30 protein-coding genes and 1 pseudogene are annotated in these 23616 nt (G+C 30.2%); 25 read left to right on the top strand and 6 right to left on the bottom strand.

The window, feature by feature from the left end:
* Nucleotides 1–29 precede the first annotated feature (29 nt).
* Nucleotides 30–1409, bottom strand: coding sequence for an APC family permease (locus tag JJD95_RS02250; RefSeq protein ID WP_291639926.1), 1380 nt, complete (start codon nt 1407–1409; stop codon nt 30–32).
* 262 nt (nt 1410–1671) lie between these two features.
* Here JJD95_RS02250 and JJD95_RS02245 point away from each other — a divergent pair, with 262 nt between their 5' ends.
* Nucleotides 1672–2112: a hypothetical protein gene (locus tag JJD95_RS02245; protein ID WP_291639924.1), complete on the top strand. Its 441-nt coding sequence runs from the start codon at nt 1672–1674 to the stop codon at nt 2110–2112.
* 110 nt (nt 2113–2222) lie between these two features.
* Here the strand turns inward: JJD95_RS02245 and JJD95_RS02240 are convergent, their stop codons facing one another.
* A complete protein-coding gene (locus JJD95_RS02240) occupies nt 2223–2435 on the bottom strand; it encodes a hypothetical protein (RefSeq protein WP_291639923.1) in 213 nt (70 codons plus the stop codon).
* A gap of 43 nt (nt 2436–2478) precedes the next feature.
* Nucleotides 2479–3975 (bottom strand): [FeFe] hydrogenase H-cluster radical SAM maturase HydG, encoded by a 1497-nt coding sequence (gene hydG / locus JJD95_RS02235; RefSeq protein ID WP_291639922.1) that lies wholly within the window; start codon nt 3973–3975, stop codon nt 2479–2481.
* A gap of 375 nt (nt 3976–4350) precedes the next feature.
* Between hydG and JJD95_RS02230 the strand changes: the two genes are divergently transcribed.
* From JJD95_RS02230 to JJD95_RS02215, 4 genes are all read left to right on the top strand, one after another.
* Complete coding sequence (locus JJD95_RS02230) at nt 4351–4599, top strand: TM1266 family iron-only hydrogenase system putative regulator (RefSeq protein WP_291639920.1); 249 nt, start codon at nt 4351–4353, stop codon at nt 4597–4599.
* 151 nt (nt 4600–4750) lie between these two features.
* Nucleotides 4751–4921, top strand: a complete 171-nt coding sequence (locus JJD95_RS02225; RefSeq protein ID WP_291639918.1) for a hypothetical protein — start codon at nt 4751–4753, stop codon at nt 4919–4921.
* A 97-nt stretch (nt 4922–5018) separates the two neighbouring features.
* Entirely contained in the window at nt 5019–6446 is a 1428-nt protein-coding gene (locus JJD95_RS02220; protein WP_291639916.1) for a cation:proton antiporter, read from the top strand.
* Between the two features lie 17 nt (nt 6447–6463).
* The gene (locus tag JJD95_RS02215) at nt 6464–8164 is read left to right on the top strand and encodes an ABC-ATPase domain-containing protein (RefSeq protein ID WP_291639914.1); all 1701 of its coding nucleotides are present in this window, start codon (nt 6464–6466) and stop codon (nt 8162–8164) included.
* 89 nt (nt 8165–8253) lie between these two features.
* Here the strand turns inward: JJD95_RS02215 and JJD95_RS02210 are convergent, their stop codons facing one another.
* On the bottom strand, nt 8254–8763 hold the full coding sequence (locus JJD95_RS02210) for a hypothetical protein (protein ID WP_291639913.1): 510 nt from the start codon (nt 8761–8763) through the stop codon (nt 8254–8256).
* Between the two features lie 143 nt (nt 8764–8906).
* Between JJD95_RS02210 and JJD95_RS02205 the strand changes: the two genes are divergently transcribed.
* The gene (locus JJD95_RS02205; RefSeq protein WP_291639911.1) at nt 8907–9329 is read left to right on the top strand and encodes a thioesterase family protein; all 423 of its coding nucleotides are present in this window, start codon (nt 8907–8909) and stop codon (nt 9327–9329) included.
* A gap of 103 nt (nt 9330–9432) precedes the next feature.
* On the opposite strand, the gene JJD95_RS02200 is transcribed toward JJD95_RS02205, so the two are convergent.
* On the bottom strand, nt 9433–10314 hold the full coding sequence (locus tag JJD95_RS02200) for an aldose 1-epimerase family protein (protein WP_291639909.1): 882 nt from the start codon (nt 10312–10314) through the stop codon (nt 9433–9435).
* Between the two features lie 277 nt (nt 10315–10591).
* Here JJD95_RS02200 and JJD95_RS02195 point away from each other — a divergent pair, with 277 nt between their 5' ends.
* The 11 genes and pseudogenes from JJD95_RS02195 to JJD95_RS02145 all read left to right on the top strand — a co-directional run bounded on the left by JJD95_RS02195 (nt 10592) and on the right by JJD95_RS02145 (nt 18258).
* Complete coding sequence (locus JJD95_RS02195) at nt 10592–10723, top strand: hypothetical protein (RefSeq protein WP_291639907.1); 132 nt, start codon at nt 10592–10594, stop codon at nt 10721–10723.
* A 20-nt stretch (nt 10724–10743) separates the two neighbouring features.
* The gene (locus tag JJD95_RS02190; protein WP_291639905.1) at nt 10744–11562 is read left to right on the top strand and encodes a Cof-type HAD-IIB family hydrolase; all 819 of its coding nucleotides are present in this window, start codon (nt 10744–10746) and stop codon (nt 11560–11562) included.
* Nucleotides 11563–11715: 153 nt separating this feature from the next.
* A complete protein-coding gene (locus JJD95_RS02185) occupies nt 11716–11985 on the top strand; it encodes a hypothetical protein (RefSeq protein WP_291639903.1) in 270 nt (89 codons plus the stop codon).
* 189 nt (nt 11986–12174) lie between these two features.
* Nucleotides 12175–12471, top strand: a complete 297-nt coding sequence (locus tag JJD95_RS02180; RefSeq protein ID WP_291639901.1) for a metallophosphoesterase — start codon at nt 12175–12177, stop codon at nt 12469–12471.
* Between the two features lie 22 nt (nt 12472–12493).
* The gene (locus JJD95_RS02175; protein WP_367114771.1) at nt 12494–13015 is read left to right on the top strand and encodes a metallophosphoesterase; all 522 of its coding nucleotides are present in this window, start codon (nt 12494–12496) and stop codon (nt 13013–13015) included.
* Between the two features lie 65 nt (nt 13016–13080).
* A complete protein-coding gene (locus tag JJD95_RS02170) occupies nt 13081–14127 on the top strand; it encodes an inorganic phosphate transporter (RefSeq protein ID WP_291639897.1) in 1047 nt (348 codons plus the stop codon).
* 12 nt (nt 14128–14139) lie between these two features.
* Nucleotides 14140–14763 (top strand): DUF47 domain-containing protein, encoded by a 624-nt coding sequence (locus JJD95_RS02165; protein WP_291639895.1) that lies wholly within the window; start codon nt 14140–14142, stop codon nt 14761–14763.
* A 171-nt stretch (nt 14764–14934) separates the two neighbouring features.
* Nucleotides 14935–16467, top strand: a complete 1533-nt coding sequence (locus tag JJD95_RS02160; RefSeq protein ID WP_291639893.1) for an MBL fold metallo-hydrolase — start codon at nt 14935–14937, stop codon at nt 16465–16467.
* A 184-nt stretch (nt 16468–16651) separates the two neighbouring features.
* Nucleotides 16652–17347: a LysM peptidoglycan-binding domain-containing protein gene (locus tag JJD95_RS02155; RefSeq protein ID WP_291639891.1), complete on the top strand. Its 696-nt coding sequence runs from the start codon at nt 16652–16654 to the stop codon at nt 17345–17347.
* 29 nt (nt 17348–17376) lie between these two features.
* Nucleotides 17377–17904, top strand: a pseudogene (locus JJD95_RS02150) (LysM peptidoglycan-binding domain-containing protein); the annotation flags it as partial.
* Nucleotides 17905–18258 (top strand): L,D-transpeptidase, encoded by a 354-nt coding sequence (locus JJD95_RS02145; protein WP_291639973.1) that lies wholly within the window; start codon nt 17905–17907, stop codon nt 18256–18258.
* A gap of 82 nt (nt 18259–18340) precedes the next feature.
* On the opposite strand, the gene JJD95_RS02140 is transcribed toward JJD95_RS02145, so the two are convergent.
* Nucleotides 18341–19027, bottom strand: a complete 687-nt coding sequence (locus JJD95_RS02140; protein ID WP_291639889.1) for a HesA/MoeB/ThiF family protein — start codon at nt 19025–19027, stop codon at nt 18341–18343.
* A gap of 246 nt (nt 19028–19273) precedes the next feature.
* Between JJD95_RS02140 and JJD95_RS02135 the strand changes: the two genes are divergently transcribed.
* From JJD95_RS02135 to JJD95_RS02100, 8 genes are all read left to right on the top strand, one after another.
* Entirely contained in the window at nt 19274–19846 is a 573-nt protein-coding gene (locus JJD95_RS02135; RefSeq protein WP_291639887.1) for a sigma-70 family RNA polymerase sigma factor, read from the top strand.
* Nucleotides 19836–20141, top strand: coding sequence for a hypothetical protein (locus JJD95_RS02130; protein ID WP_291639885.1), 306 nt, complete (start codon nt 19836–19838; stop codon nt 20139–20141). The genes JJD95_RS02135 and JJD95_RS02130 overlap by 11 nt, the downstream gene beginning before the upstream one ends.
* A 13-nt stretch (nt 20142–20154) precedes the next feature.
* The gene (locus tag JJD95_RS02125) at nt 20155–20631 is read left to right on the top strand and encodes a zinc ribbon domain-containing protein (protein WP_291639883.1); all 477 of its coding nucleotides are present in this window, start codon (nt 20155–20157) and stop codon (nt 20629–20631) included.
* 88 nt (nt 20632–20719) lie between these two features.
* Nucleotides 20720–20875, top strand: coding sequence for a lmo0937 family membrane protein (locus JJD95_RS02120; RefSeq protein WP_291639881.1), 156 nt, complete (start codon nt 20720–20722; stop codon nt 20873–20875).
* A 182-nt stretch (nt 20876–21057) separates the two neighbouring features.
* Complete coding sequence (locus JJD95_RS02115) at nt 21058–21384, top strand: hypothetical protein (protein ID WP_291639879.1); 327 nt, start codon at nt 21058–21060, stop codon at nt 21382–21384.
* Between the two features lie 321 nt (nt 21385–21705).
* Nucleotides 21706–22236: a YbhB/YbcL family Raf kinase inhibitor-like protein gene (locus JJD95_RS02110; RefSeq protein ID WP_291639877.1), complete on the top strand. Its 531-nt coding sequence runs from the start codon at nt 21706–21708 to the stop codon at nt 22234–22236.
* Nucleotides 22237–22402: 166 nt separating this feature from the next.
* Entirely contained in the window at nt 22403–22756 is a 354-nt protein-coding gene (locus JJD95_RS02105) for a hypothetical protein (protein WP_291639875.1), read from the top strand.
* 44 nt (nt 22757–22800) lie between these two features.
* The gene (locus JJD95_RS02100; RefSeq protein ID WP_291639873.1) at nt 22801–23472 is read left to right on the top strand and encodes a DUF421 domain-containing protein; all 672 of its coding nucleotides are present in this window, start codon (nt 22801–22803) and stop codon (nt 23470–23472) included.
* Nucleotides 23473–23616 lie beyond the last annotated feature (144 nt).

The following is a 23616-nucleotide window of genomic DNA, read 5'->3' as shown; positions in this document are numbered from 1 at the left end:
TGGCATGGGAATCCCTTAAAACATATTAATTATTGTACAACCTCAGTTGTGGTAACAGAAACTTTAAATTTTTGTTTGTTAATCATAGCACCAATAGCCATAACAATTGCAAAGATAATTAGATATGCAACAACTGCCATTCCATGTGAAAAACAAGCAGCAATTATCATAAATACGCATCCTACTAATGAAATAATAGGCATTACGAATCTTTTAAATGAACTTAAATCCTTTTCTTTTTTCATTACCATAATAAAAATAGGAATATATAATGCATAAATAGTAACTATAGGTAATTCTGATGAATCAAAACAAAAGAATCCAAACCATGGTGTTGTTAAGTTAGCGCCATAGAAGAATAATAACCATATACCACAAAGAAGTAGTCCAAGTATAGATGAATTTGTTGGCATATTAGTCTCACTATCTATTTGTTTGAATATTTTTGGTTTTGGTCCAAAACCCCTTGCTGCTAGTGAATAGATACCACGGGTACATCCCAGCATTAATCCATTTAGTGTTCCGAGGCAAGAAATAATAACAAATACAAATATTAGAGACCCACCTGCAGAGGAGAATATTTTTTGAAATGCTAATTTAGCACCAGATTCTCCACCTTTCATCATAACTTCATTTGTTACAGCTCCAGCTAGCCCTATATAGTATAAAATATAAACAGTCATGATTATAAAAGTTCCTCCAACAAGGGCAAGTGGAAGATTTTTCTTTGCATCTTTTAATTCAGCATTGATACTTGTAGCAATAATCCAACCCTCATAGGCAAAGGCTGTTGCAACAACTGCTTTAAATAATGCATTGCCAGTAGGTACTTTTTCTACTACTGTTGTAAAATTAATCATAGTCATACCACTATTGATACCAGCGATTGTCCCAATTATAGCCATTGAAATCAGTGGGACAAGTTTTATAATAGTTGTACTAACTTGAAATTTACCAGCTAAAACTGGTGATAATGCGTTTAAAGCATAGCTACCTATTAAGTATAGACAGGCAATAGTCATACACTCTCCACCTGTAATTGAAAATCCCAATAATACGCAGGTATATCTAGCTGAAACCCATGCTAAAACAGCTGTCAATGTTGGATAGTAAATTGTTGCCATAAACCAGCCCACATAATATCCATATTTCTCACCCATAGCAGCTTCTGCATAATCTACTATGCCATTTACTTTCTCGTATTTAGTTGCCATTACAGCAAAAGTATAGGCACAAGAAATCATAATAATACCGCCAATAACCCAAGCTAAAATACCCAGTTTAAGATCCCCACCAGTTACAGTTAACACTTTTTCTGCCTTGAAAAAAACGCCGCTGCCTATTACGATGCCAACAACCATTGCTATTGCAGTAATTAGCCCGTACTTTTTTTCTAATTCTGTTTTCATAATAATACCATTCCTTTCATAATTTATAGAAAACTTATTACACTATTATACTTTACTGCTTTAAAATGATAAAATCAATGCTTTTATTACAAAATATATATTTTGTAATAGATCACTATAAAAACCAGTAATATATTGAATATAATGGTATAATTTACTTATGAGATTTTTTTTATGGATATAAATGAAATTAATATTAAGTTAAATAATAAAGGCTTTATCACTAGAACTTCCAAAATAAGTGTAAGAGGTGGAATAGAATATGGTATTAAACTGTATTGAAAGAAAAATGACATTACACGAATTCAAAGTTTTAAATAAACAGGTATTATGGGAAAAAGGACGAATATTTATTAAACAAGATAGAGGTAATGATTTAAATAAAAGTCCCTATTTTAATTTTAATATTGAGATATTTAACTGTGTTTTTAATTCGGATGGACTTAAATTTCAAATTCAAGGTGGTTGTCCAGGTGTTTATATAGATATCGTATTTGATATTTTGAAAGGAGTTAAATTGCCTAGTTTAAAAGCACCAGAATTTAATTTTAAATTTATATTTAATGCCAATCCAGATTCTTTTTCATACTCATTATACTTTGATGACATGTGTATCATATATAATATAGACCCAAGTAAATTTGAAAAGATTTTGGATGATTTAAAATCTAGTGTTATTAAAGAAAGACAAATGGTGTACTGATTTCATAAAACAACTTAAGATATTTTAAAACCAGAAGAAGAAAAATGTACAAAAAAATTTGTTGGAAAAGGAGGATAGAAGAAACTGTTTTCAATTTCTTCTATCCTTCTTTACATTGAAATTTTGACTTGCGCTGCAGTATCATCATCACAATCGATAATTAATCCATAATTATCGTTAATTTTTATTTTTTGATTACCATGTATAAAATTTCCAACTTCATATACATAAGACCATCTTTGCCCAGTTATCTTACATAGAGTTAGATTAACATTGAATTTCTTATGAATTTTATCAGTGAGATCTTTATAATTATTAAGCATATATATTCTCCTTAATTACTATAATATAAGTCTAAAATATTTTTTATATAAATAAATCTCTTTCACCTTTTGAAATTCTTTTGTAATAATCTGTCATTATATTAGTTAAATTATGTTTTTTGTAAAAATCCATAGTGCTTATTTCTTCTAATTCCTTTAATATAAGTTTTTCACCTATTATTTTAGTTTCTTCACTTGCATAATCATCTAAATATTCTCTGAAAGTAAGGACGGCATTCAGTTTACAGAACTTGCCTTCTTCAGTTTTTTTAAGAAGTGTCATTATCTTTTGGCCAGTTCTACCACATCTATATCCAGATGTACAGAATGAAGTTATTTTTCCCATTTCGGCTAATTCTCGAACAACTTCATCAAGACTTCTAGGATCGCCTATTGTAAATTGTTGTTTTCTTTCTAATTCTTCTTTAGTATCGGCACTATATTCACCAATTCCAATTTTTGTTGAAGCATCTGTTTGAGTACAACCTATTTGTATTACTTCTTTTTTAATTTTAGCTTCTTCTCTAGCAGTGATTATTAAACCAGTATAAGGTACAGAAAGTCTTAAAACAGCAACAAGTTTTTTAAAATCTTTATCACTTACTGCATATTTTGAATTTCTACTAAGATCTGATCCGGCTGCGGGTGTCATTCGTGGGAAAGATATAGTATGTGGGCCAATTCCAAATCTTTTCTCTAAATCTGCAGTATGATATAAAAGACCCATAACTTCAAATTTCCAATCATAAATACCAAATAATGCACCTATTGCAATATCATCAATTCCAGCATCCATAGCTCTATGAAGAGCATAAAGTCTCCATCTATAATTTGATTTAGGACCACTTTTATGCACCTCACTATATGATTTTTTATGATAAGTTTCTTGAAAAACCTGATAAGTTCCTATACCAACTTCATGAAGCTTTTTTAAATCATTTATGCACATAGGAGCAGCATTAATATTTATTCTTCTGATCCTATTTGTTTTTCCACTTTTAGATTTTTTTTCTACTTTGTAAATCTCTTTAATAGTTTCTGCAATGTAGTTTGCATCAGTTTTAGGATGTTCACCGTATACTACAATCATTCTTTTATGACCTTGATCAATTACTGCCTCAGCTTCTTTTCTAACTTCATCCATGTTTAAAACTTTTCTAACTTCTTCTTTGTTTTCTTTACGAAAACCACAATATTCACAGTTGTTTACACATGAATTCCCGCAATAAAGAGGGGCGAAGAAAACGATTCTATTATCGTAAACTTTTCTTTTTACCTCTGCAGCAGCTAAATACATTTCTTCTAAAAGAGAATCATCTTTTACATTTAAAAGTGCAGCACTTTCATCAAAACTCAATCTTTCAATATTTAAAGATTTGTTGATAATTTTTCTGATCTCATCTTTCGAATAATCGATATTTGCCTTTAGTTTTTTCTCGATTTCATTTTCATCAATAAAATCTTTACCGTCGATTAAGTAATCATCGATTTCATTTTGTTTAATTACATTTTCTACCCAAGTCTTTTCATTAATATTCATTTTAAGTTCCCCCCTAAAAATAAAAAATTCCTTCTTATAAATAAGAAGGATTTGTGTTTGTAAAACAAAAAAAGTTTTACGGACGATTTGCACAAATTCCTATCATATAAGATTGCTCTACAATGTAAGGTTTTTAATTATGAGTTTTAGATAATTTAAGAATGCTCTCAAAAAAATCTAATTAGATATTTTTTTAACAATTTAATTATATCAAATTTATTAAATCTTTACAAGTGAAAATTGTCAAATGTATTGACATAATATATAGGGATTGATAAACTAATTATAAATAAGGAAACCTGATAACATTTTATATGAGAACACAAAAACTTTCTTTTAGTAAAAGGAAGTTTTTTAAATTTGAGGAGGGTGTTTATGAAAAAAATTGCCGTAATTAGTGCAATACTTGAAAAGCCAGAAGCCTGCCAACAAACTTTTAATATGGTGGTTTCTGAGTTTAAGGGAATGATAAGGGGTAGAATGGGAGTTCCATTTCAAGAAGGAATTACTGTGATTTCTATTACTGTAATTGGCAGCCTTGATGAAATAAATAGTTTGACTGGAAAACTTGGGAATATTAACAATGTATCTGTTAAAACTTCTATCGCTAAAATAGAAGTTTAAACTTAATAATTTTCACTCAAAGTATTCTTTCTGGTGTATAATAGATTAGTAAAATAAAAAGCAAACCTTGCAAATATTCATTGCCTATATTGATTTACAATGTAGGCGTTGTAATAAATATAAAAAATTAACAATAAAGAAGGTAAAAAATATGAAAAATGATATAAACAAAAGCATGGAAAAAATGAAAAAAATAATTGAAGAAAGAAATGCAAAATCTTCTTCCCAAAAAAATTCAAAGAGAGCAGCAACATATGGAACACAGAGCTCATCATCAGGTAATGGCGGAGGTTTAGTAGGCAAAAATAACAGGGGACAGTAAATAATTTCGGATTATAGTAAAGTTGACTTAAACGGCTAAAACCCTTAAATTCATTGGGATAAGGCCGTTTAATCTTTTATCATAGGAGGTTTATAACATGGAGAATATAAATTATGATTCATTATTAATCATTTCTATTTTTGCATTTATTACACCATTAATCATTAATTCTATCAAAAAATTTAAAATTCCTTTTGTTGTAGGGGAAATCTTGGTTGGAATCATAATTGGAAAAAGTTTCTTGAACTTAGTGCATGATGATATTTGGATAAATTTTATATCTCATCTTGGACTTGCATATTTGATGTTTTTAAGTGGGTTAGAGTTAGATTTTGATAGAATAAATGTAAAATCTGAAAAGAAAAAAGTTATTCGCAGGATCATAATGTGCATTGGCATGTTTGGAATATCACTTGTAGTGTCATATATATCTTCATCACTTATGCATAAATTTGGTATTATTAAAAATGTACCTTTTATAACTATTTTACTTACAGCGTCAGCACCGGGGCTTCTTGTACCATTTCTAAAAGAAAGGGGGATATTAAACACGGATTATGGTCAAACCATACTCATATTTTCATTAATAAGTGAATTCGTATGTCTAATTTCATTAAGTATAATTTCGTCAACTATGATTAATGGATTAACTTATAAAAGTTTCTTATTTCTTATCTTATTTTTGGCATCTCTTTTAATTTATAAAATTATAAAACGATTTTCACATATATTAGATTTATCAGCAAGTGCTTTTAGCAGACTACACATTGGTGTTCGTGCAGCATTTGCATTAATGTTAGTACTTGTTACAATTTCACAGAAAATTGACACAGAGGTAGTGCTAGGTTCATTTTTAGCAGGAATTATCTTTACATTCATATTAGATAAAGAAAAGGAAGAATTAAAATATGAACTAGATATTATAGGCTATGGGTTTTTAATTCCAATATTTTTTATAATGGTTGGAGTTAACATGGATCTTTCAAGTATTTTTGAAGAGCCTAAATCGCTTTTGTATATTCCAGTATTTTTATTTGTGATTTTTATTGTTAAATTAATACCCTCTCTGTTTATGGCTTTTGGGTTTGGATATAACAAAGCTATCGCGGGTGGAGTTATACTATCCTCACAGCTAAGTGTATTAATAGTTGGTGCACAAATGGCTTTTAATCTAGGAATAATGAAGTCGTCAATATATTCAGCATTTGTATTGATTGTTTTAATATCATGTATATTATTTCCTATTTGTTTTGACAAAATATTTAGATATGAGAATATAGATAAAGTAGAGAATAACATAAAGAATAAAATAGCGATTATGGAGATTATACCTTTAAATCCTTTAATTTATAATAAAACTCTAAAAAAATTAAGATTTTCAACTGATTTTAGAATATTTGAAATAATTAGGGATGGAGTTGAAATTCTTCCAGATGGGGATACAAAAATATTAAAGGGAGATAGATTAATAATAGCAGGGTTAACTTCCAATATGGATGAAACACTTAGAATATTAAATGGATAATAGGAGGGGATGAACAGTTGAAAAATTCAGATGCATTAAAAAAAGAATTAGATAGAATTGATGGAAAAAGCTATAGGCTTTATAAGGATTTAGCAGGGGAATATGATTTTGAAGATTATATACTTAGCATAGATCATGTTCAGGGGGATCCCTTTGCATCACCATCAAGAATTAGAGTAATAGTTAACCAAAATATTGCTGAATTCCCAAAAGAACTTTTTGATAATAAAAACAAAAATACTGCAGTAGCTGATTACTTAACAAGAGAGTTTTATTCTAATATAAATAGGTGTAGCACAAAGGTTTTTGGATCTGGAAAGAGTGGACTCATTGCCATAAGTCGATGCCCACAGGAAATTTTAACTAGAACTTCAATAATAATAGATAATGATAAAATAGAGGCAAGATTCTATGTTGGTTTTCCTGCAAGAGGAAGAAGTGTTCTGTCAAGAGAACTTGAGAAAATTTTATATAATGTGATACCAAACATTGTGGAGAATACTTTAATATATAAAAATATTAATTGTGAAAAGTTATTAAATAGAGTAAAACTAGTTGAAGATCAAGAATATATTAGAGCTGAGCTTAAGAATAGAGGACTGGTTGCATTTGTAGCTAATGGAGCCATGTTACCTAGAGAAAGTGGTGTATCTACAAAGGCATTAAAAGGTGGTAAAGTATTTGTTTCACCAAAGGAATTAGAAGTAGAGTTTAATACAAAGACCCAGGGTACAATTTGCGGCATGGGTCTTTCAACTGGTATAACTCTTATAGTAGGTGGAGGATTCCATGGTAAATCTACGTTATTGAAAGCTTTAGAGCTTGGAGTTTATAATCATATTGAAGGTGATGGTAGAGAGTTTGTTATAACGGATGAATCAGCTTTAAAAATAAGAGCAGAAGATAATAGGTGTGTAACTAAAACGGATATATCGCTATTTATAAATAACTTACCTAATGGTCGTGACACTGTAGAATTCTATACGGAAAATGCCAGTGGTAGTACATCGCAAGCGGCAAATATTATAGAGGGAATAGGAAGTAGCGCTAAGGTGTTATTAATAGATGAAGATACCTCGGCAACTAATTTTATGATGAGAGATGACTTAATGCAAAAATTAGTTTGCACGGAAAAGGAACCAATTACACCGTTTATTGAAATAGTTAGACCACTATATAAGCAAAAGGGTATTTCAACAATAATAGTAGTAGGAAGTTCAGGCGACTTTTTTGACATAGCAGATTCTGTTATACAAATGGATAATTATGAAGCTGTGGACGTGACAATAGAGGCTAAAAAGCTAAGTCACGGCCATATTATAAAAAGAATTAATGATAGAAATTTAAAAATAGATATTACATTTAATAGAGTAGTTAAAGCTGGAACTATTAAGTCAGGAGAAAAAGGCGTTAAAGTAAAAGCAATAGGACTAGATACACTTAGCATAAATAGAGAGGATATTAATCTTAGGGCTGTGGAACAAATAGTTGATACTGAACAAGTAAATGCCATAGGTTCTATTATGAAATGGGCGGAAGCGAGTATTATGAATAGGGGCTTAAGTTTTGAAAATATGGTGGATAATATAATTTGTGAAATTGAGAAAAATGGGCTTATATCTATGGAACGAGTAAAAGGTGGAAGCGGCAGTTTAGCGCTACCTAGGAAACAAGAAATAATGGCAGCATATAATAGGTACAGAAACTTAAAAATGTAGCAATCTTAGCCGTCCACATTCCAAAGCACCCCTGGGGTGCTTTTTTTTATATGTATGTAAAAACAAGCTATTTATAATATTTAAAATTTTTAAATTCCCTTAAATCTGCTTTGAAGAATATATTTTTGTACTGTTTCATTTACTTTTGATCTTAATTCTTCTTTTACGATAAATTCAAAACTGTAATCCGTTTTGAAAAATGTATCAACTTCAAAGTGAATAGTAGTTGGTGATATCCAACTATAACTTTGAACTTTACACCATTTATAAAAGTGTCCAGAGCCATATATCCCATTTTCTCTTATTTCTGAACGATGTAAATCCCGTATTATATTAGAAATTGAAATTTTAATCCATAATATAGACAATAAAATAGAAAAAATATAACCGCTTTGCATATAGTTTAAATACCCTAGTATACTCCCGCTGATAATTATCGCAACCCCAAATATAACCGAAAATATAGCCCGAAATCTACTTTTATTTGCGTTTATAATAATTTTACCATGATGGCTTACTATATATAGTTTTTTTAATGTTATTAAAAAAGCAAAAATATCAACAATAATAATTATTTTTGTCAAAGTATCCATATCCATTCATATCCCCTCCGAAAAAGCTATTTCTTTAATAACAATTCCACTTAAATTGTAACATGTTTTCTATATTTTTGAAATACAACTTATTACGATATATGCTATGATATAGTTATTGAAAAAATTTTTAGGAAGAAGGCTTAAATATGTATGTAAGTGAAAATACAATAGTTGTTCGGTATGCGGAAACAGATAAGATGAGTATAGTTTACCACGCTAACTATCTAGTATACTTTGAAGTGGGAAGAACAGAATTTATAAAAAAAATTGGTATGAGTTATTCTGACATGGAAAAAATCGGAATAATGATACCAGTGATTGAAAGTAATTGTAAATATATTCAAGGGGCAAAATATGACGATAAATTAATAATTAAAACATGGATAGAGGAATTGACTCCAGTAAAGGTAATCTTCAATTATTCGGTTATTAGAGAAAATGATGGTATAGAAATCGCTAAAGGGAGTACAAAACATGCCTTCGTTGATAACGACTTTAAGATAGTTAATTTGAAGAAAAAGCACCCAGACATACTAAAAAAATTACAATTATTAAATGTGGCTATTTAAATATTCTAAAAGACCAATAAAGTGAGAAAAACAAAAACACCCACAAGAACTGTCATCAGAATTAACATTCTTGCGGGTATAAGAACCAATTCAGTAAAAATAATTATGATATAGTTATTTCATAACTAGCGTTAAATTCTTCACCAATTTCTATTTTATTTACGCCGAGTTTGTTTTTAAAAACCTTTGTAGTGTCCATTAAATCTGCTATGCCATACCAAGGTTCAATACATATAAATGGAGCCATTGTGCTAGTTTCTTTATAAAAGGGTGACCATATGCCAACGAAGGGGAAGTCTTTTAAAGAAATTGTAAGAGCTATGTCATTATTCCTAGATTTTAATGCTACTTCATCAATTCCACTATAAACCAAAGCGTCATTCACGAATAATTCGGGTTTTATAAATATATCTTTAGGTACTTTAACTTTATTTTTCTCTTTTATATATGGAATTTGAAAGGTGTATTTTTCAACATCTTTATCAGTTTTAAAAGCTAAATAATAATCTTCTAGGTCTTCTCCACTATTAAAGGGTACATTAAAAGCAGGATGAGCTCCTATTGAAAAATACATAGTTTTGGAATCATTATTTTTAACATTCCAAACTACTTCGATACTATTCTCTTTTAATTTATAAGAAATTAGTAATTCGAAATTATATGGAAACTTTTTTGTTGTCTCTTCATTAGCAATCAGAGAATACGTTATACTGCTTGTACTTTCATTAATCAATTTAAAAGTACAATCTCTTGCAAAGCCGTGCTGATTCATATTATAAATTTGATCTTCTATTATTGTCTCATTGTCTTTAAGTCTCCCTACAATAGGGAATAATACAGGAGATTTTCTCCCCCAATATTTTGAATCACCACTCCATAGGAAATCTATATTATGCTTTTTTGAAAATAACTTGTTTAGTTCTGCTCCATGTTCATTAATTTCTATAATTAAATTACTGTTTTCTAATTTATTGATAACTAGCACCTCTTTCTATGTATTAAGTTTATGAATTACATTGGTTGTTTTAATATAAATATTATGGCATCCTTAGGATTCTTTATGGTCTTGTTATTCATATTATACCATTTGATTTCATTGATGCGACAAAACACTTCTAAATGTAGTATATTTTCATATTATTATAATGTTTATGGATGATCAATTCTAAAATCAATGTAAATTTAAGAAAAAAAAGTTATAAATATGTGGAATCAAAATGTTATCCGCAATATAATGAACATATGTGCAAGATGTTGCAAAAATGGCTTATAGGAGTATTCATTTAAATAAGGATCTAGTAGCTATTGACAGTACTCTTCTGGACAAGTATTTTCTAAGAAAACATGGTAAAAATGCATACTATGGCCAAAACAAGGAACATAGTAATAAATAATAAAGATATGGGAGATTAATATGAGTTACAAACTAGTAGTTACGGATATGGATGGAACTTTTTTAAATAGTAAAGATGAAATTTCTGTTGAGAATTTAAAAATTGTTAAAGAATTAAATGAAAGAGGGATTTTATTTTCTATAGCTACTGGAAGATTGGATACAATGATTAAACCGTATCTGAGGCAAATAGGAAATAATACCCCAGTTATCTCTTGTAATGGTGCTTTAGTTAGAAATGTTATTAAGGGTGAGTTCTACAATGCACAGATTATAAAAAAAATAGACTTTACAAAAGTTATAGATATATGCAAATTAAATAATCTTACATTTGCTGTGTATTGTGAGTATACAGTTTATAGTGAAAGTATAGAAGGAAGAATGAAGTATTTTGAAAAGCGTAATGAGAGTCTATGCGAGGAAGAAAAGGTTGCTATAAAAATCGTTGACAATATCTATACAGACTTAGATGAAAAAGTATATAAAATTTTAGTTAGCAATGATGATTCTGAACTTCTTGAACGAGTTAAAGGTGAAATAAATAAAATTTCTGGTATAGAGGCTGTTAAATCATCTACGAATTTGCTAGATATTATGTCAGAGGGGGTTTCTAAAGGCAATGCTTTAAGGAATTTAGCAGAGATGCTGAAAATAAAAAGAGAAGAAATTATTGCTATAGGGGATAATCATAATGATATAAGCATGCTTGAATATGCAGGGTATGCTATTGCAGTAGGAAATGCAGAGCAGGTCGTAAAAGATATAGCAGATTTAGTAACAGTTTCAAATGATGAAGATGGCGTTGCCAAAGCACTCAGAGATGTACTTAAAATACCATAATAGCTTATTTTTTGATGTTGGAATGTTTACGTAGTAAAATCAATATAAATAATTAAGAGGATTAATGGGGGAGGGGGAACTAAAATTAGTGCTGGATTTCAAGTCGCTTTAGCTATATTGGCTTTTTTCTTAGTTTTAATAGGGCGTGTTCTAGTGAGTCACACTAAAAATGATAAATACTTTAAATTAATGTATATCGCATTAGGAATTCTTATTTATTTAGAATTTAAGGTAAATATAAATACGCTTAAGGCTATGGATGCACTGACTGATATTCTTATATGGATTACAATTGCTGTTCCAACAATATATTTTGCAATTAAAAAAGATGTAAGTAAACTTTCTACGGTATTAGTTATTCCTGTAATATTCATATTAATTGGGTTAATTTATACATTTGGGAATTTAATAAATAATATATAGCGAACAAATCCTCTTAGCTTTAAGAGGATTTGTTTATTTGTCTTAGATTATAGCAGATATAAGTTTATAATAATTATGGTATGATGTTAATATATTACATGACAAAATAAATAAGTTTTGTTACTATTGCAACGGATTTGTGTTTAAAAGTTCTTCAGTAGTTATAGAGTTTAGCAAAGGGGAGAATGTATGACTAATGTATTTCATATTTTAATATATTTATTTCTTTTATTTTTATTGTGGATGCTAATTGAGGCTCAAGTTTTTAGAGTCAGAAAAACTAGAATTAAAAATGTTAAGATACCAAAGTGTTTTAACAATTTTAAAATTGTTTTTATATCAGACATACACTATGGAAGATTTTTCATGGCCAAGAGATTGATAAAGGTAGTCAATAGAATTAATAAATTAGAGCCGGATATTGTAATAATAGGTGGGGATTACTTAGATATTTCAGTGAAAAGTAATAAGGATGTAAGTAAGTAAGTATTTAGAAGAAAGCTTTGTAATACTAAGGAAATTAGAATCTAAGTTAGGAGTTTTTACAGTGCTAGGGAATCATGATTATTTTAACAGAAGGGAATCCTTACTAAATGAAATAAATTCAAGTTATTTTAAGCTACTTAAAAATACAAAGGTATCTCTTAATATTGAGAAAGATAGTATACAACTAATAGGAATGGATGATTTAGTTAAAGGAAATCAAAAGGTTAATTTACTTAAAGAAAGTAGCGATGTGTTTACTATTGCTATATCACATAATCCGGATTTTTTTAGTGATTATAAAAACCTGATTAATTATGACTTAGGAATCTCAGGACATACTCATGGTGGTCAAGTAACTTTTTTTGGATTATACGCACCTCATACATCTTCAAAATATGGTCAAAAGTACTCGAAGAAAATAGTTCATGAGAAAAATAGAAATATAGTATTAACCAATGGCATAGGTAATGGAACTTTGCCTATAAGATTTTTTGCTGTTCCAGAAATTGTTGAAATTAGTTTAGAATGGGCAGATCGTTCATAAAAAGAATTGAGTTGCAATAGAATGAGAATATATATGGTATATTATTAGTATTAGGATGTGATGATATGATACCCATCAGTATTACCATGATTTTAATAAGTGTGATTGTAATTGCACTTATTTTTGCTTTATCAAATGGACTTCATGATGCAAGCTCTGTAGTGGCAACTTTTATCATTTCCGGAGCAGCGACACCAAAGCAAGCTATTGGTGTTGCATCAGTTTTTGGCCTTTTAGGTGCAATTTTTGGAGGAAGCGCGGTAGCAGATACTATTTCTAATGTAATAGATCTACCAGCGAATCCCTTCTTGCTTAAGATACTTCTAGCTGCAATGCTTGGAGCAGTAATATGGAATCTAGTTACCTGGAAATTGGGGCTACCTTCAAGCTCTACCCATGCTTTAATTGGTGGAATTATAGGAGCAGTTTGGGTTTCTTCAGGAAATACTCATGTATTATGGGGCTTTAAGCAATTTATTGGATCAAATCACCAAATTACAGGGATTGTAAAGGTAGTTGCGGCACTAGTTATTTCGCCGCTTTTGGGGTTTATTGTTGCTTTTATTCTACAAAAAATAAGCAAGGTTCTACTTAGAAATGCTAAATTTACTGTAAATAAATCCCTTAAAAAAATACAATGGGTGACTGCAGCAATTCTTGCATATAGCCACGGAGCTAATGATACTCAAAAAATATTTAGAATAATAACATTAGCATTAGTGGCAGGAGGAAGTGTAACTGTGCAGGGTATTCCAGTTTGGGTGCGGATTTCTGGTGGAACGGTTATGTTTATTGGAACAATGCTTGGAGGATGGAGTATAATTAAAACTATCGGGAGAGGAATATATACAGTGGGACCAATTCATAGCACTAATTCTCAATTAGCCTCATTAGGTTCAGTTTTCATAGCTACTATAATTGGGGCTCCTGTATCTACAACTCATGTGGTAGTGGGGAGTGTTATTGGTGTAGGTGCAGCAGATGAATATAAAATGGTACATTGGGGTATTACAAAAGAAATTCTTATTGCTTGGATTATTACAATACCACTAACTGCAATTGTTTCTGCTGTTGTATATCAATTATTAAATTTAATTTTTAAAATAATATAGTGGAGGTAAAATATGGACAAAGGAAGTATTATGGATAGGTTTTTCCCAGATAAATATGATTTTTATGAAATGTTATACAATCAAGCAGAAATAAATGCTTTCGGGGTAGATATGCTACAAAAATGGCTGAGTAGTGGATCTGATGAAGAAAAGCAAAATCTACTTTTGTATGTTAAAGATGCTGATGAAGCTAGAATGAGTATGGAAAGCAAATTAATAGAAGCTTTTACTACTCCGTTTGATAGGGCTGATATATATTCTTTTTCTATTGCAATGGATAAGATAATAAAATATACCAAATCAACCTTACTCTCTATGGAAACTTTTGAAGTAGCACCAGATGATATCATAACCTTAATGGTTTCTAAACTAAAAGAAGGTACAGACTTTCTTTTAGAATCAATAAATATACTGAAAAATAATCCGATTAAGTCACAAGAATATATAATTAAAATGAGAGCTACTCATACTGAAGTAGAGAAGCTTTATAGAGATGGAATGACCGTTATATTTAAAACAAGCGATCCAATGAATGCAATAAAATATAGAGAAGTATACCATCACATAAAAGATGCCTCCCTGAATTTAGAAGATACTGTAGATGTATTCCATAGGATAGTTGTAAGGCTTATATAAAAAACCACAAACAAAGGATAGATAGTCTAATAATCAAGCTATGTTTATTATCATATTTCTGTTATAATAGAAAGAAATATCTGAATAATTTGAAAGTTTTAGACGAAATTTAGTGTAATTCTTTTAAACAGTATATAAAGCACCTATTACATGATGAACAGGAGGATTATTATGAAAATTCAATTCTATGGAGCAGCAAAAACTGTTACAGGTTCATGCCACATTTTACACATAAATGGAAAGACTGTTTTGCTTGATTGTGGTTTATATCAGGGCAAAGGTGAAAAAGAATTTGGAAATGAGGAATTTGATTTTAATCCAAAAGAGATAGACTATGTTATTTTATCACATGCACATATAGATCATAGTGGAAGAATACCACTACTTTACAAGATGGGGTTTAAGGGAGAGATTTTATCCACTGAAGCAACAATGGATTTATGCAGTATTATGCTTCCTGACAGTGGACATATTCATGAATCTGAGATGGAGTGGAAAAACAGAAAAAGAAAACGCCAGGGATTAAAAGCTATAGAACCACTATATACAGTTAAATGGGCTGAACGATCTCTTGATCTTTTTAGAGCATTTCCCTATGATGAGATAATAGAGGTTTTTGATGGGCTAAAAATAAGATTTAGAGATGCGGGACATCTTTTGGGGTCTGCTATTATTGAATTATATATGACAGAAGAAAATAAAGAAGAAGTAAAGCTTGTGTACAGTGGTGATTTGGGCAATATTAATAAGGCAATTATAAAGGATCCAACCATCATTAATTATACAGATTACCTGATAATAGAGACTACTTACGGTAATAGAGTTCATCCTGAGATTCGTGAAAATTTAAAGGAGTTATTAAAAATAATTAAGGAGACCTTTGCAAGAGGGGGAAATGTTATTATACCTTCATTTGCAGTTGGGAGGACTCAGGAGATTTTATACGAATTAAATAAATATGTAGAAAATGAAGATTTGAAGGATATTAAGGTTTATATCGATAGTCCTTTAGCTATTCGAGCAACAAAGATATTTGAAAGCCATGATGAGGATTATGATAAAGAGGCTAAAGAACTTGTAATGAAAGGGGATTATCCATTTAGATTTGATGGTTTGAATTTCTCAGTTTCCTCAAATGATTCGATGGAATTAAATAAAATTGAGAGCAATGCAATAATTATTTCTGCAAGTGGTATGTGTGATGCAGGCAGGATTAAACATCATCTTAAGCACAATTTATGGAGACCAGAATCATCGCTTGTTTTTGTAGGATATCAAGCAGAAGGCACCTTGGGGCGATATATACGAGATGGTGCAAAAACAGTTAAAATATTTGGAGAACAAATTGCTGTTAAAGCTCATATTTATAACCTAGAGGGATTATCAGGACACGCTGATAGAAACGGGTTATTCAATTGGATAGAAAGCTTTATGGAAAAACCAAAGGAAATTCTTCTTGTTCATGGGGATAAAGAAGCACAGGAGAGCTTTCAAGAATTATTGGATTCTAATGACTATAGTTCTAGAATTGTTGAAAGTGGAGAGGAATTTTATATTAACGAAAAAACCGATAAAAATGATGAAAATCTAAGGAACAAATTAATAAAACACATTAAGTCAATAAACAATATTGAAAGGCTAGATAAGAAAAAACTGCTTGATGGTTTAAAAGATTTTATTTACGATGAAACGGAATCTGAATAATATTTTAAAATAAAAAACGTAATATAAAAAAGTGATAAATAAAAAACAACCTCATTAAGAGGTTGTTTATTTTTATTAGAACAATTTAAATCTATAATAAATAAAATAAAGCATGCAAATATCGTAACATATTTAATAGGTATAGAATATTATGGAAATATATTCATTTTTGGGAGTGATAACTATGACTTATCGAAATCCTAATAACCAGTGTCCCGCTGGATCAGTACCTTATATAGTTAGAGAGAAGGATACTTTGGGAAATATAGCATTCTTCTATAACACTACTGTACAAGACATACTGAAGTTTAACCCTGGCATAGACCCAAATGCATTGCTAATAGGGCAACTAATATGCGTCCCTTTAATGTTTCAAATGTATCCTTCTTGTCCCACAACTAATTACTATGTTGTGGTAGATGAAGATACCCTCTATTCAATTGCTAACGGCTTTAATATTACAGTTCAGCAGCTGTTGTACTCAAACTATGGAATTGACCCTGATGATTTGTATAAAGATCAGGTATTATGTATACCTGTTGCACCACTTCTTGTTAACGTTGAAATCGATGTAGGTAAAAGGAGGCTTGTAGTATATCAAAACGGTAATGTGTTCAAAATATACATAATCGGGATTGAAAATCCTACTACTCCAATTCCCAGAGGTACTTTTAAAGTAGTGAATAAGCAAGTAGATCCTGGGGTAGAACGAGGTGCAAGATGGATTGGACTTTCTGAACCCGGGTTAGGTATACAAGGTACAAATAATCCACAGTTTATTAAAAACATTTCAGAAGGTCGTAGTATAGTATTGTCCAACAAGGATATAAGTGAACTTTTTAATCTTATACCTGTAGTTACAACTGTAAAAATACTGTGATGGTTTTTATTTAATATTTTAATTTCGAGGTGAGTTATATAAATTATGAAGATTCAAATCGTCAATGTCCTACCGGTGCATCGGCTTACGTAGTTCAAAATGGTGATATGTTGTATAAAATTGCAAGCAAATTCAATACAACAGTCGCTGCTATTGTTTCATTAAACCCTGGCATTAATACCGAAAGTTTAAGAATAGGGCAGGTAATTTGTATACCACTAACTAAGATACAGGATCCTATATGTCCTATCGGTACGTCTCCCTATGAAATAAAAACAAGAGACACAATAGCTGGAATTGCCAATAGATTTAATACTACAATAGAAGCAATTCTATTAGTAAATCCAGGCATTGTACCTAAAAATTTAAGGATAGGGCAGGTTATCTGTATATCACAGGAAAAAACGCAGCAAACAGTATGCCCGATGTTTAACTCCTATGTTATTCGCAAAGGAGAAACTTTTGGGTCAATTGCAAAGTTATTCAATCTCTCTCTCCTGAGCTTATTAAATGCAAATCCTACTGTAGTTCCTGAAAATTTGTATGAAGGACTAGTTATATGTGTTCCTGTTGCTCCAAGTATTTATAGTATTGCTATAAATACTATAACGAAAAACCTTACCTTATATCGAAATAAAAAGTTATTCAAGGTATATCCCGTTGCTGTGGGTAAACCTACAACACCTACTCCTATGGGAACTTTTACTGTGGTTAACAAACAGCTTAACCCTGGTGGGCCTTTTGGGTCGAGATGGATGGGTTTGTCAAAACCTCATTACGGTATACACGGCACAAATAATCCAGCTTCCATAGGTACAGCTGCCTCAAACGGCTGTGTGAGAATGTATGCTAGTGATGTAGAGGACCTTTTCAACTATGTGAATGTAGGTACTGTAGTTGAGATATTCTAGCAAGTTTCTTTCAAAAAATACACATTCTGCTTCAACATCCAGTATTATGATCACAGGGGGTAGGCCTGTGATTTTTTTATACCTAATCAAATAATTTAACAACTTCGTATTCTTGCATAAGCGTATCAATAAATAACATCTTTTTGCTTAAAATTTCGCCTCTGCCAATAAGTAGTTTTACTATTTCACTAACCTGTATAGAGGCAACTAAAGCTGGTGTAAAGGAGGGATTACCTAACTTATCCTCTATACCTTTTAGAGGTTTTCCAGCATAAAAACGGCTTAAGGTTTTATCACCAGGTAGAACTGTTGTAACTTGTCCATACCATCCGGCTATAGAACCATGTACCATTGGTATATTAAGCTCCTCACAGATTTCTTCTAAAGTTAATCTTGTTTCCATATTATCTAATGCATCCACAACAATATTTACATCCTTTAAGATATTTCGCCCATTTAAGCTTGTAAATTTTTCAACTATTGCATCCACTTTAACAAGAGGATTAACATCCGCCATACGATTCTTTGCGATAATAGCTTTTTTAAATCCTAAGGATTTATTGTCAGAAAGTATCTGTCTGTTTAAATTTGATTCATCAAACACGTCATAATCTACCACAATAATGTGTCCTATTCCAAGTCGACCTAACATTTCTACTGCATATCCGCCTAAACCTCCAGAACCTACTACGCATACGGTATAATCCTTCAGTTTTTCATTTTCATCAATTGATAAAGTAGTTATATTTTTTTTATATCTATCTAACAATTTATCATCACCCCTTCGTGTAAATATTTAGAATGCTACAATAAATTATATCATTAAATATATTGTAGCATTTATCATAGAAACTGTAATCAATTATATAAACTCTATAATGCTATAATTGTAAAAAAAACATAAAAAATGTATTGAAATATTCATATGAAGTTGTAGAATTAAAGTGGATTTGGATAAGGGTTAGTGAACCTTTTATATGTTCATGCGTAGTAAATAGTGAAAGGGGGCAAGATTTTGGATGATAATTCTATTTGGATAATTTATAATATTGATAAAAATCAAGGTCTTGACCTATTTATAGTAAAATATAAGACTCCCCTGTATAAGCTTTGTATAAATCTGCATAGAAACAATACTAATGCTGAAGATCTATTTCAAGATACTTGGATAAAAGCTTTTAAATATATGAATGACTTTGACAGAAGTAAGAATTTTCAGCCTTGGCTCTTTACAATTGCTATTAATCTATATAAGGATAATTATAGAAAAATTAAGCGGTGGTTTTCAAAATCTATAGATTTCTTTGATACTAGCGATAAAAACATTGTAATGGATAATGTAAGGGCAACTACTTATCTTCCTGAGGAGTCATATGATAATTGCCAAAATAAAAAACAGTTACAAAATGGTATTGTTAATTTAAAAGATGAATACAGAATGGTAGTTATATTATTTTACTTCAATGAACTAAAGCAAAAAGAAATTTCGGAAATTCTTAAAATACCTGAAGGAACTGTAAAATCCAGATTAAATAAAGCTAAAAAGTTATTAAAAAAATATATGGAGGATAATAACTATGGAAGATAAATATTTAGAAGAGCTTCTCTTTGAATTAGGTAATGAGGATATTAATATCCCTAAAAATTTAATTCGAAATACTAAAGAAAAAATAAATATCAAACACTTTTTACTAATAATATGCATATCAGTTTTTTTAAATGTTATTTCAATTATAGCTTTAATTATTATTGTATATTTTAAGTTTAATTTAAAAGGCGTTATAACCTTATATATTTTATGGAGTTTTATTTCAAGCTTATCAATAGTACCAGTAATACTTGTTAAAGAACAGTTCGAACTAAAATTGACAACCATTAATTAAAGGGGTGATTTAAATGAAAAATTCAAAAAAAATATTTTTCGTTATTTTAACAGTATTTTGTTTATTATTTTTATCAAGTGTGGCCTTATGTATATTTGGTATAGCATCAGATTATGGGAATGGAAACCAAAAAATTTCTAAAATAATAGATATTCTTATTTTGTTTCCTTTAGCATTTGTACTAATCATTGGAATAATCTATAGAGTTGGTCGTTTTGTATTTAAGGATTCAAAGCAAAGAGGTATGGATCCTTGGCTTTGGACTACTGTGGCAATATTTGTTCCAAATTTTATTGGTTTAATAATTTATCTAGTAGTAAGAAATTCCTACACTAAAAAAATCTGCTTAACTTGTGGAAAGCCTGTAGATGACCATTTTATGGTTTGTCCTTTCTGCGGATATAAGTTGAAAGATAATTGTGCTTCTTGTGGATGTGCAGTAGATTCAGAATGGAATATTTGTCCTAAATGTGCATCTAAATTAAAATGAGTAATGCGAATACAAAATGAAATTTTGGTCATTATAATATTTAAAGAGATTTATTTAAACAAACACATTATGAAAGGTAGTGTTTTATATGGGCTTTTTAAGTTGGATAGGCGGAATAGTATTGTTTTTCTGGGTCTTGGGGCTTGTATTTAGCGTTGGTGGCCTTATGATCCATTGGTTACTTGTAATAGCTGCGATAGTGTTCATCGTTAGTATGATTACAGGAAAAAGTAGAAGAACCTAGAAAGCTATTCTACAAAACTAAGAGCCAATTAGGCTCTTTTTTATCTTTGTTCGCAAAAGAAGACTCCGTTTTCTATAGAGGTCAATGAATTTTGTAGCTGAATTATTTTAATATAGTTTAATATTATGGCTGCAATTATCGTATAATATAATAAAGACTATTTAATAAAGGTGGTGAATATTTTGAGAATGGAAATAAATTCTTCTACGAGAATATATAAAGATAAACTCAACGGTGAAAATTTTAATAACTTACTGAATATATTATACATAGGTAACGAAGCGAAATTTAAGGCTTATTCAATCTTAGCCTATAACCATGAGGAAAGCCTTACCCAAAGTATTCATTTAACTATAAAAAATATGTTTAATCTTAATACTTATTATACGAATTATGCTGTTAGTGAAGCCAACTGGAATAAGACTTCAAATACAGAACTTAATAAAATATATATCAACGATTTGAAACAGAATATTCGTCATAGAGAAAAATCCCCTCATAGCTTATAATTACCTTGAAATCTAAGGCTGCTACACAGTAAAGGTACTTACGTAATAGGGGCGCATTAATTATAGGCTACACTAGAAAACAGTTATACTTATAGCTTATCGAAAGATTAGCTTGTTTAGATTACTAAATAAGCTCTATGTTATAAAGGTACTGTTTCTTACAGTTCTTAGTTCAATGAGAATTGGACTGCTTTTAGCGGTTTACAATCGCCCACTTCTATAAGTGGTGCGTATGTTGAATTAAAGGGAAGTGTATTTAATTGTAGAAATAGATATTTATAAGTGTATAATTCAACTAAAATTAGCTAGGAGGAAATGATTATGACTAATGATTTATTTGCAACGCTTTCAAAGGCATCAATCTTTCAAGTTACAAGTACAGATGTTATAGATGGACAACCATTTGATATAGCTCAGTATTCAGGAATAGCTGGTGTAAAAGATGGGCAGGATCTCTCACCACAGTTGTATTGGCACGGTGCTCCAAAAGGAACAAAGAGCTATGCAGTAACTGTATATGATCCAGATGCACCAACTGGGTCTGGATTCTGGCATTGGGCAGTTGCGAATATTCCTGCAACGGTTACCGAACTTAAAACTGGATCAGGGGATGATATGGGCTTAGATTTGCCTAGAGGTGCAATTCAATTGCATAATGATGCAAGTATAGCACGTTTTATGGGAGCAGCTCCCCCACATGGGCATGGAAAACATAGGTATGTAATTGTTATTCACGCACTAGATATTGAGGATATAGGAGTATCTATTAATGCAACACCAGCAGCACTTGGATTCCAAATGTTTAGTCACACACTTGGGCGTGCGGTTCTGACTGCTACTGCTGAGCTATAAGAGAAAACCAGTAAAAAAACTACCGAAATATATTTATATATATTTCGGTAGTTTTTTTCATAATGAAGATTTAGTTGATTTATTTTCTACTAGTTTAATAATCATACTTTATGTGAATAATAAAAATGATTAGATGGAGGTGATTATTATAAAAAATAAAAATGATATGAGACTTGCCATTGCAATAACATGGGTAATATCTTTTGCTTTCATGTGGATTGTATTTAATGCCCTTTTGCCTGAAAATGAATTTAACATGAAATTAGATCAAATTGAGAAAAGTGTAGAAATAAAAGATTGGAAACAGGCTAAAAAATCAATGGAGGAATTAAAAAAAATTTATGATAAAAATGTCATATTAATTCAAACAAATAATGCAACAGAAATTTTAACGACATTTGAGTTTGCAATAGGACAGCTAGATATTTCAATACAACATGAGCAAAATGCAGCTCTTGAATATATTGGAGGACTGAAATCTTCACTTGACTTTGTTATGAAGGCGTTTTCTGGGCCTTGATGTAGCGTATATCTAGATTAAGTATAAATATTTGGAGGAAAAATATGAATGATTTTTTAGCTTTTAGTATAAGAGTTATTATAGTTTTTTATTTTACGTATCTTTGTACTAGGGCTTTAACTAAAAAAGCTATGGCACAAATGACTGCCTACGAGTTAGCAGGGATTATGATACTGGCAAACGTTGCTGCTGAACCTCTTGTAGACAAGGTTACGGTAAAGTCAGTTTATGGTGCTGGATTAATAGTAGGCTTAATGTTTATAAGTTCACGATTGGCACTAAAAAATAAACTTACACCTATATTAGAACATACTCCAACTATTATTATTAATAAAGGAATACTTGATATGAATGCATTGAATAATTTAGGGCTAAGTTTAAATCAGTTAGAAGGACTTCTCAGACAGCAGGGATACGATAAAATATCTGATTTAGATACAGTTATAATGGAACCTCAGGGGAATATTTCTGTTTTTCCTAAAGCTGAAAACAAACCCGTTACATTAAAGGATATGAATAAGAAAGCATACACTCAAGGAATTACTATACCACTAATAATGGACGGTAATATTTTATATAGTAACCTTAAGCATATACAAAGAACTAAAGATTGGCTTTTACAAGAGCTAGATAAGCTGGGAATATCAGACTATAAGAGTGATGTAGGAATAGCGGAACTTGATACGAATTGGAAGCTAAATGTTTTAAAAAAATAATCGGCATACATTAAAAAAATTCTGATGAACATGTTGTCTTGTTATAAATCTATGGATTTTTTGCTAATTTGATAAATTAATTGTTATAATGATATAAAGTATATAATATTATTGAGTTTTTTTTGTTATTTATATTAATTTATT

Source organism: Clostridium sp. (assembly GCF_016650035.1).
In the GTDB taxonomy this organism is placed as follows: domain Bacteria; phylum Bacillota; class Clostridia; order Clostridiales; family Clostridiaceae; genus Clostridium_AD.
Note: the sequence above shows the minus strand (reverse complement) of the source record. Positions and strands in the feature narration are given on the sequence as shown.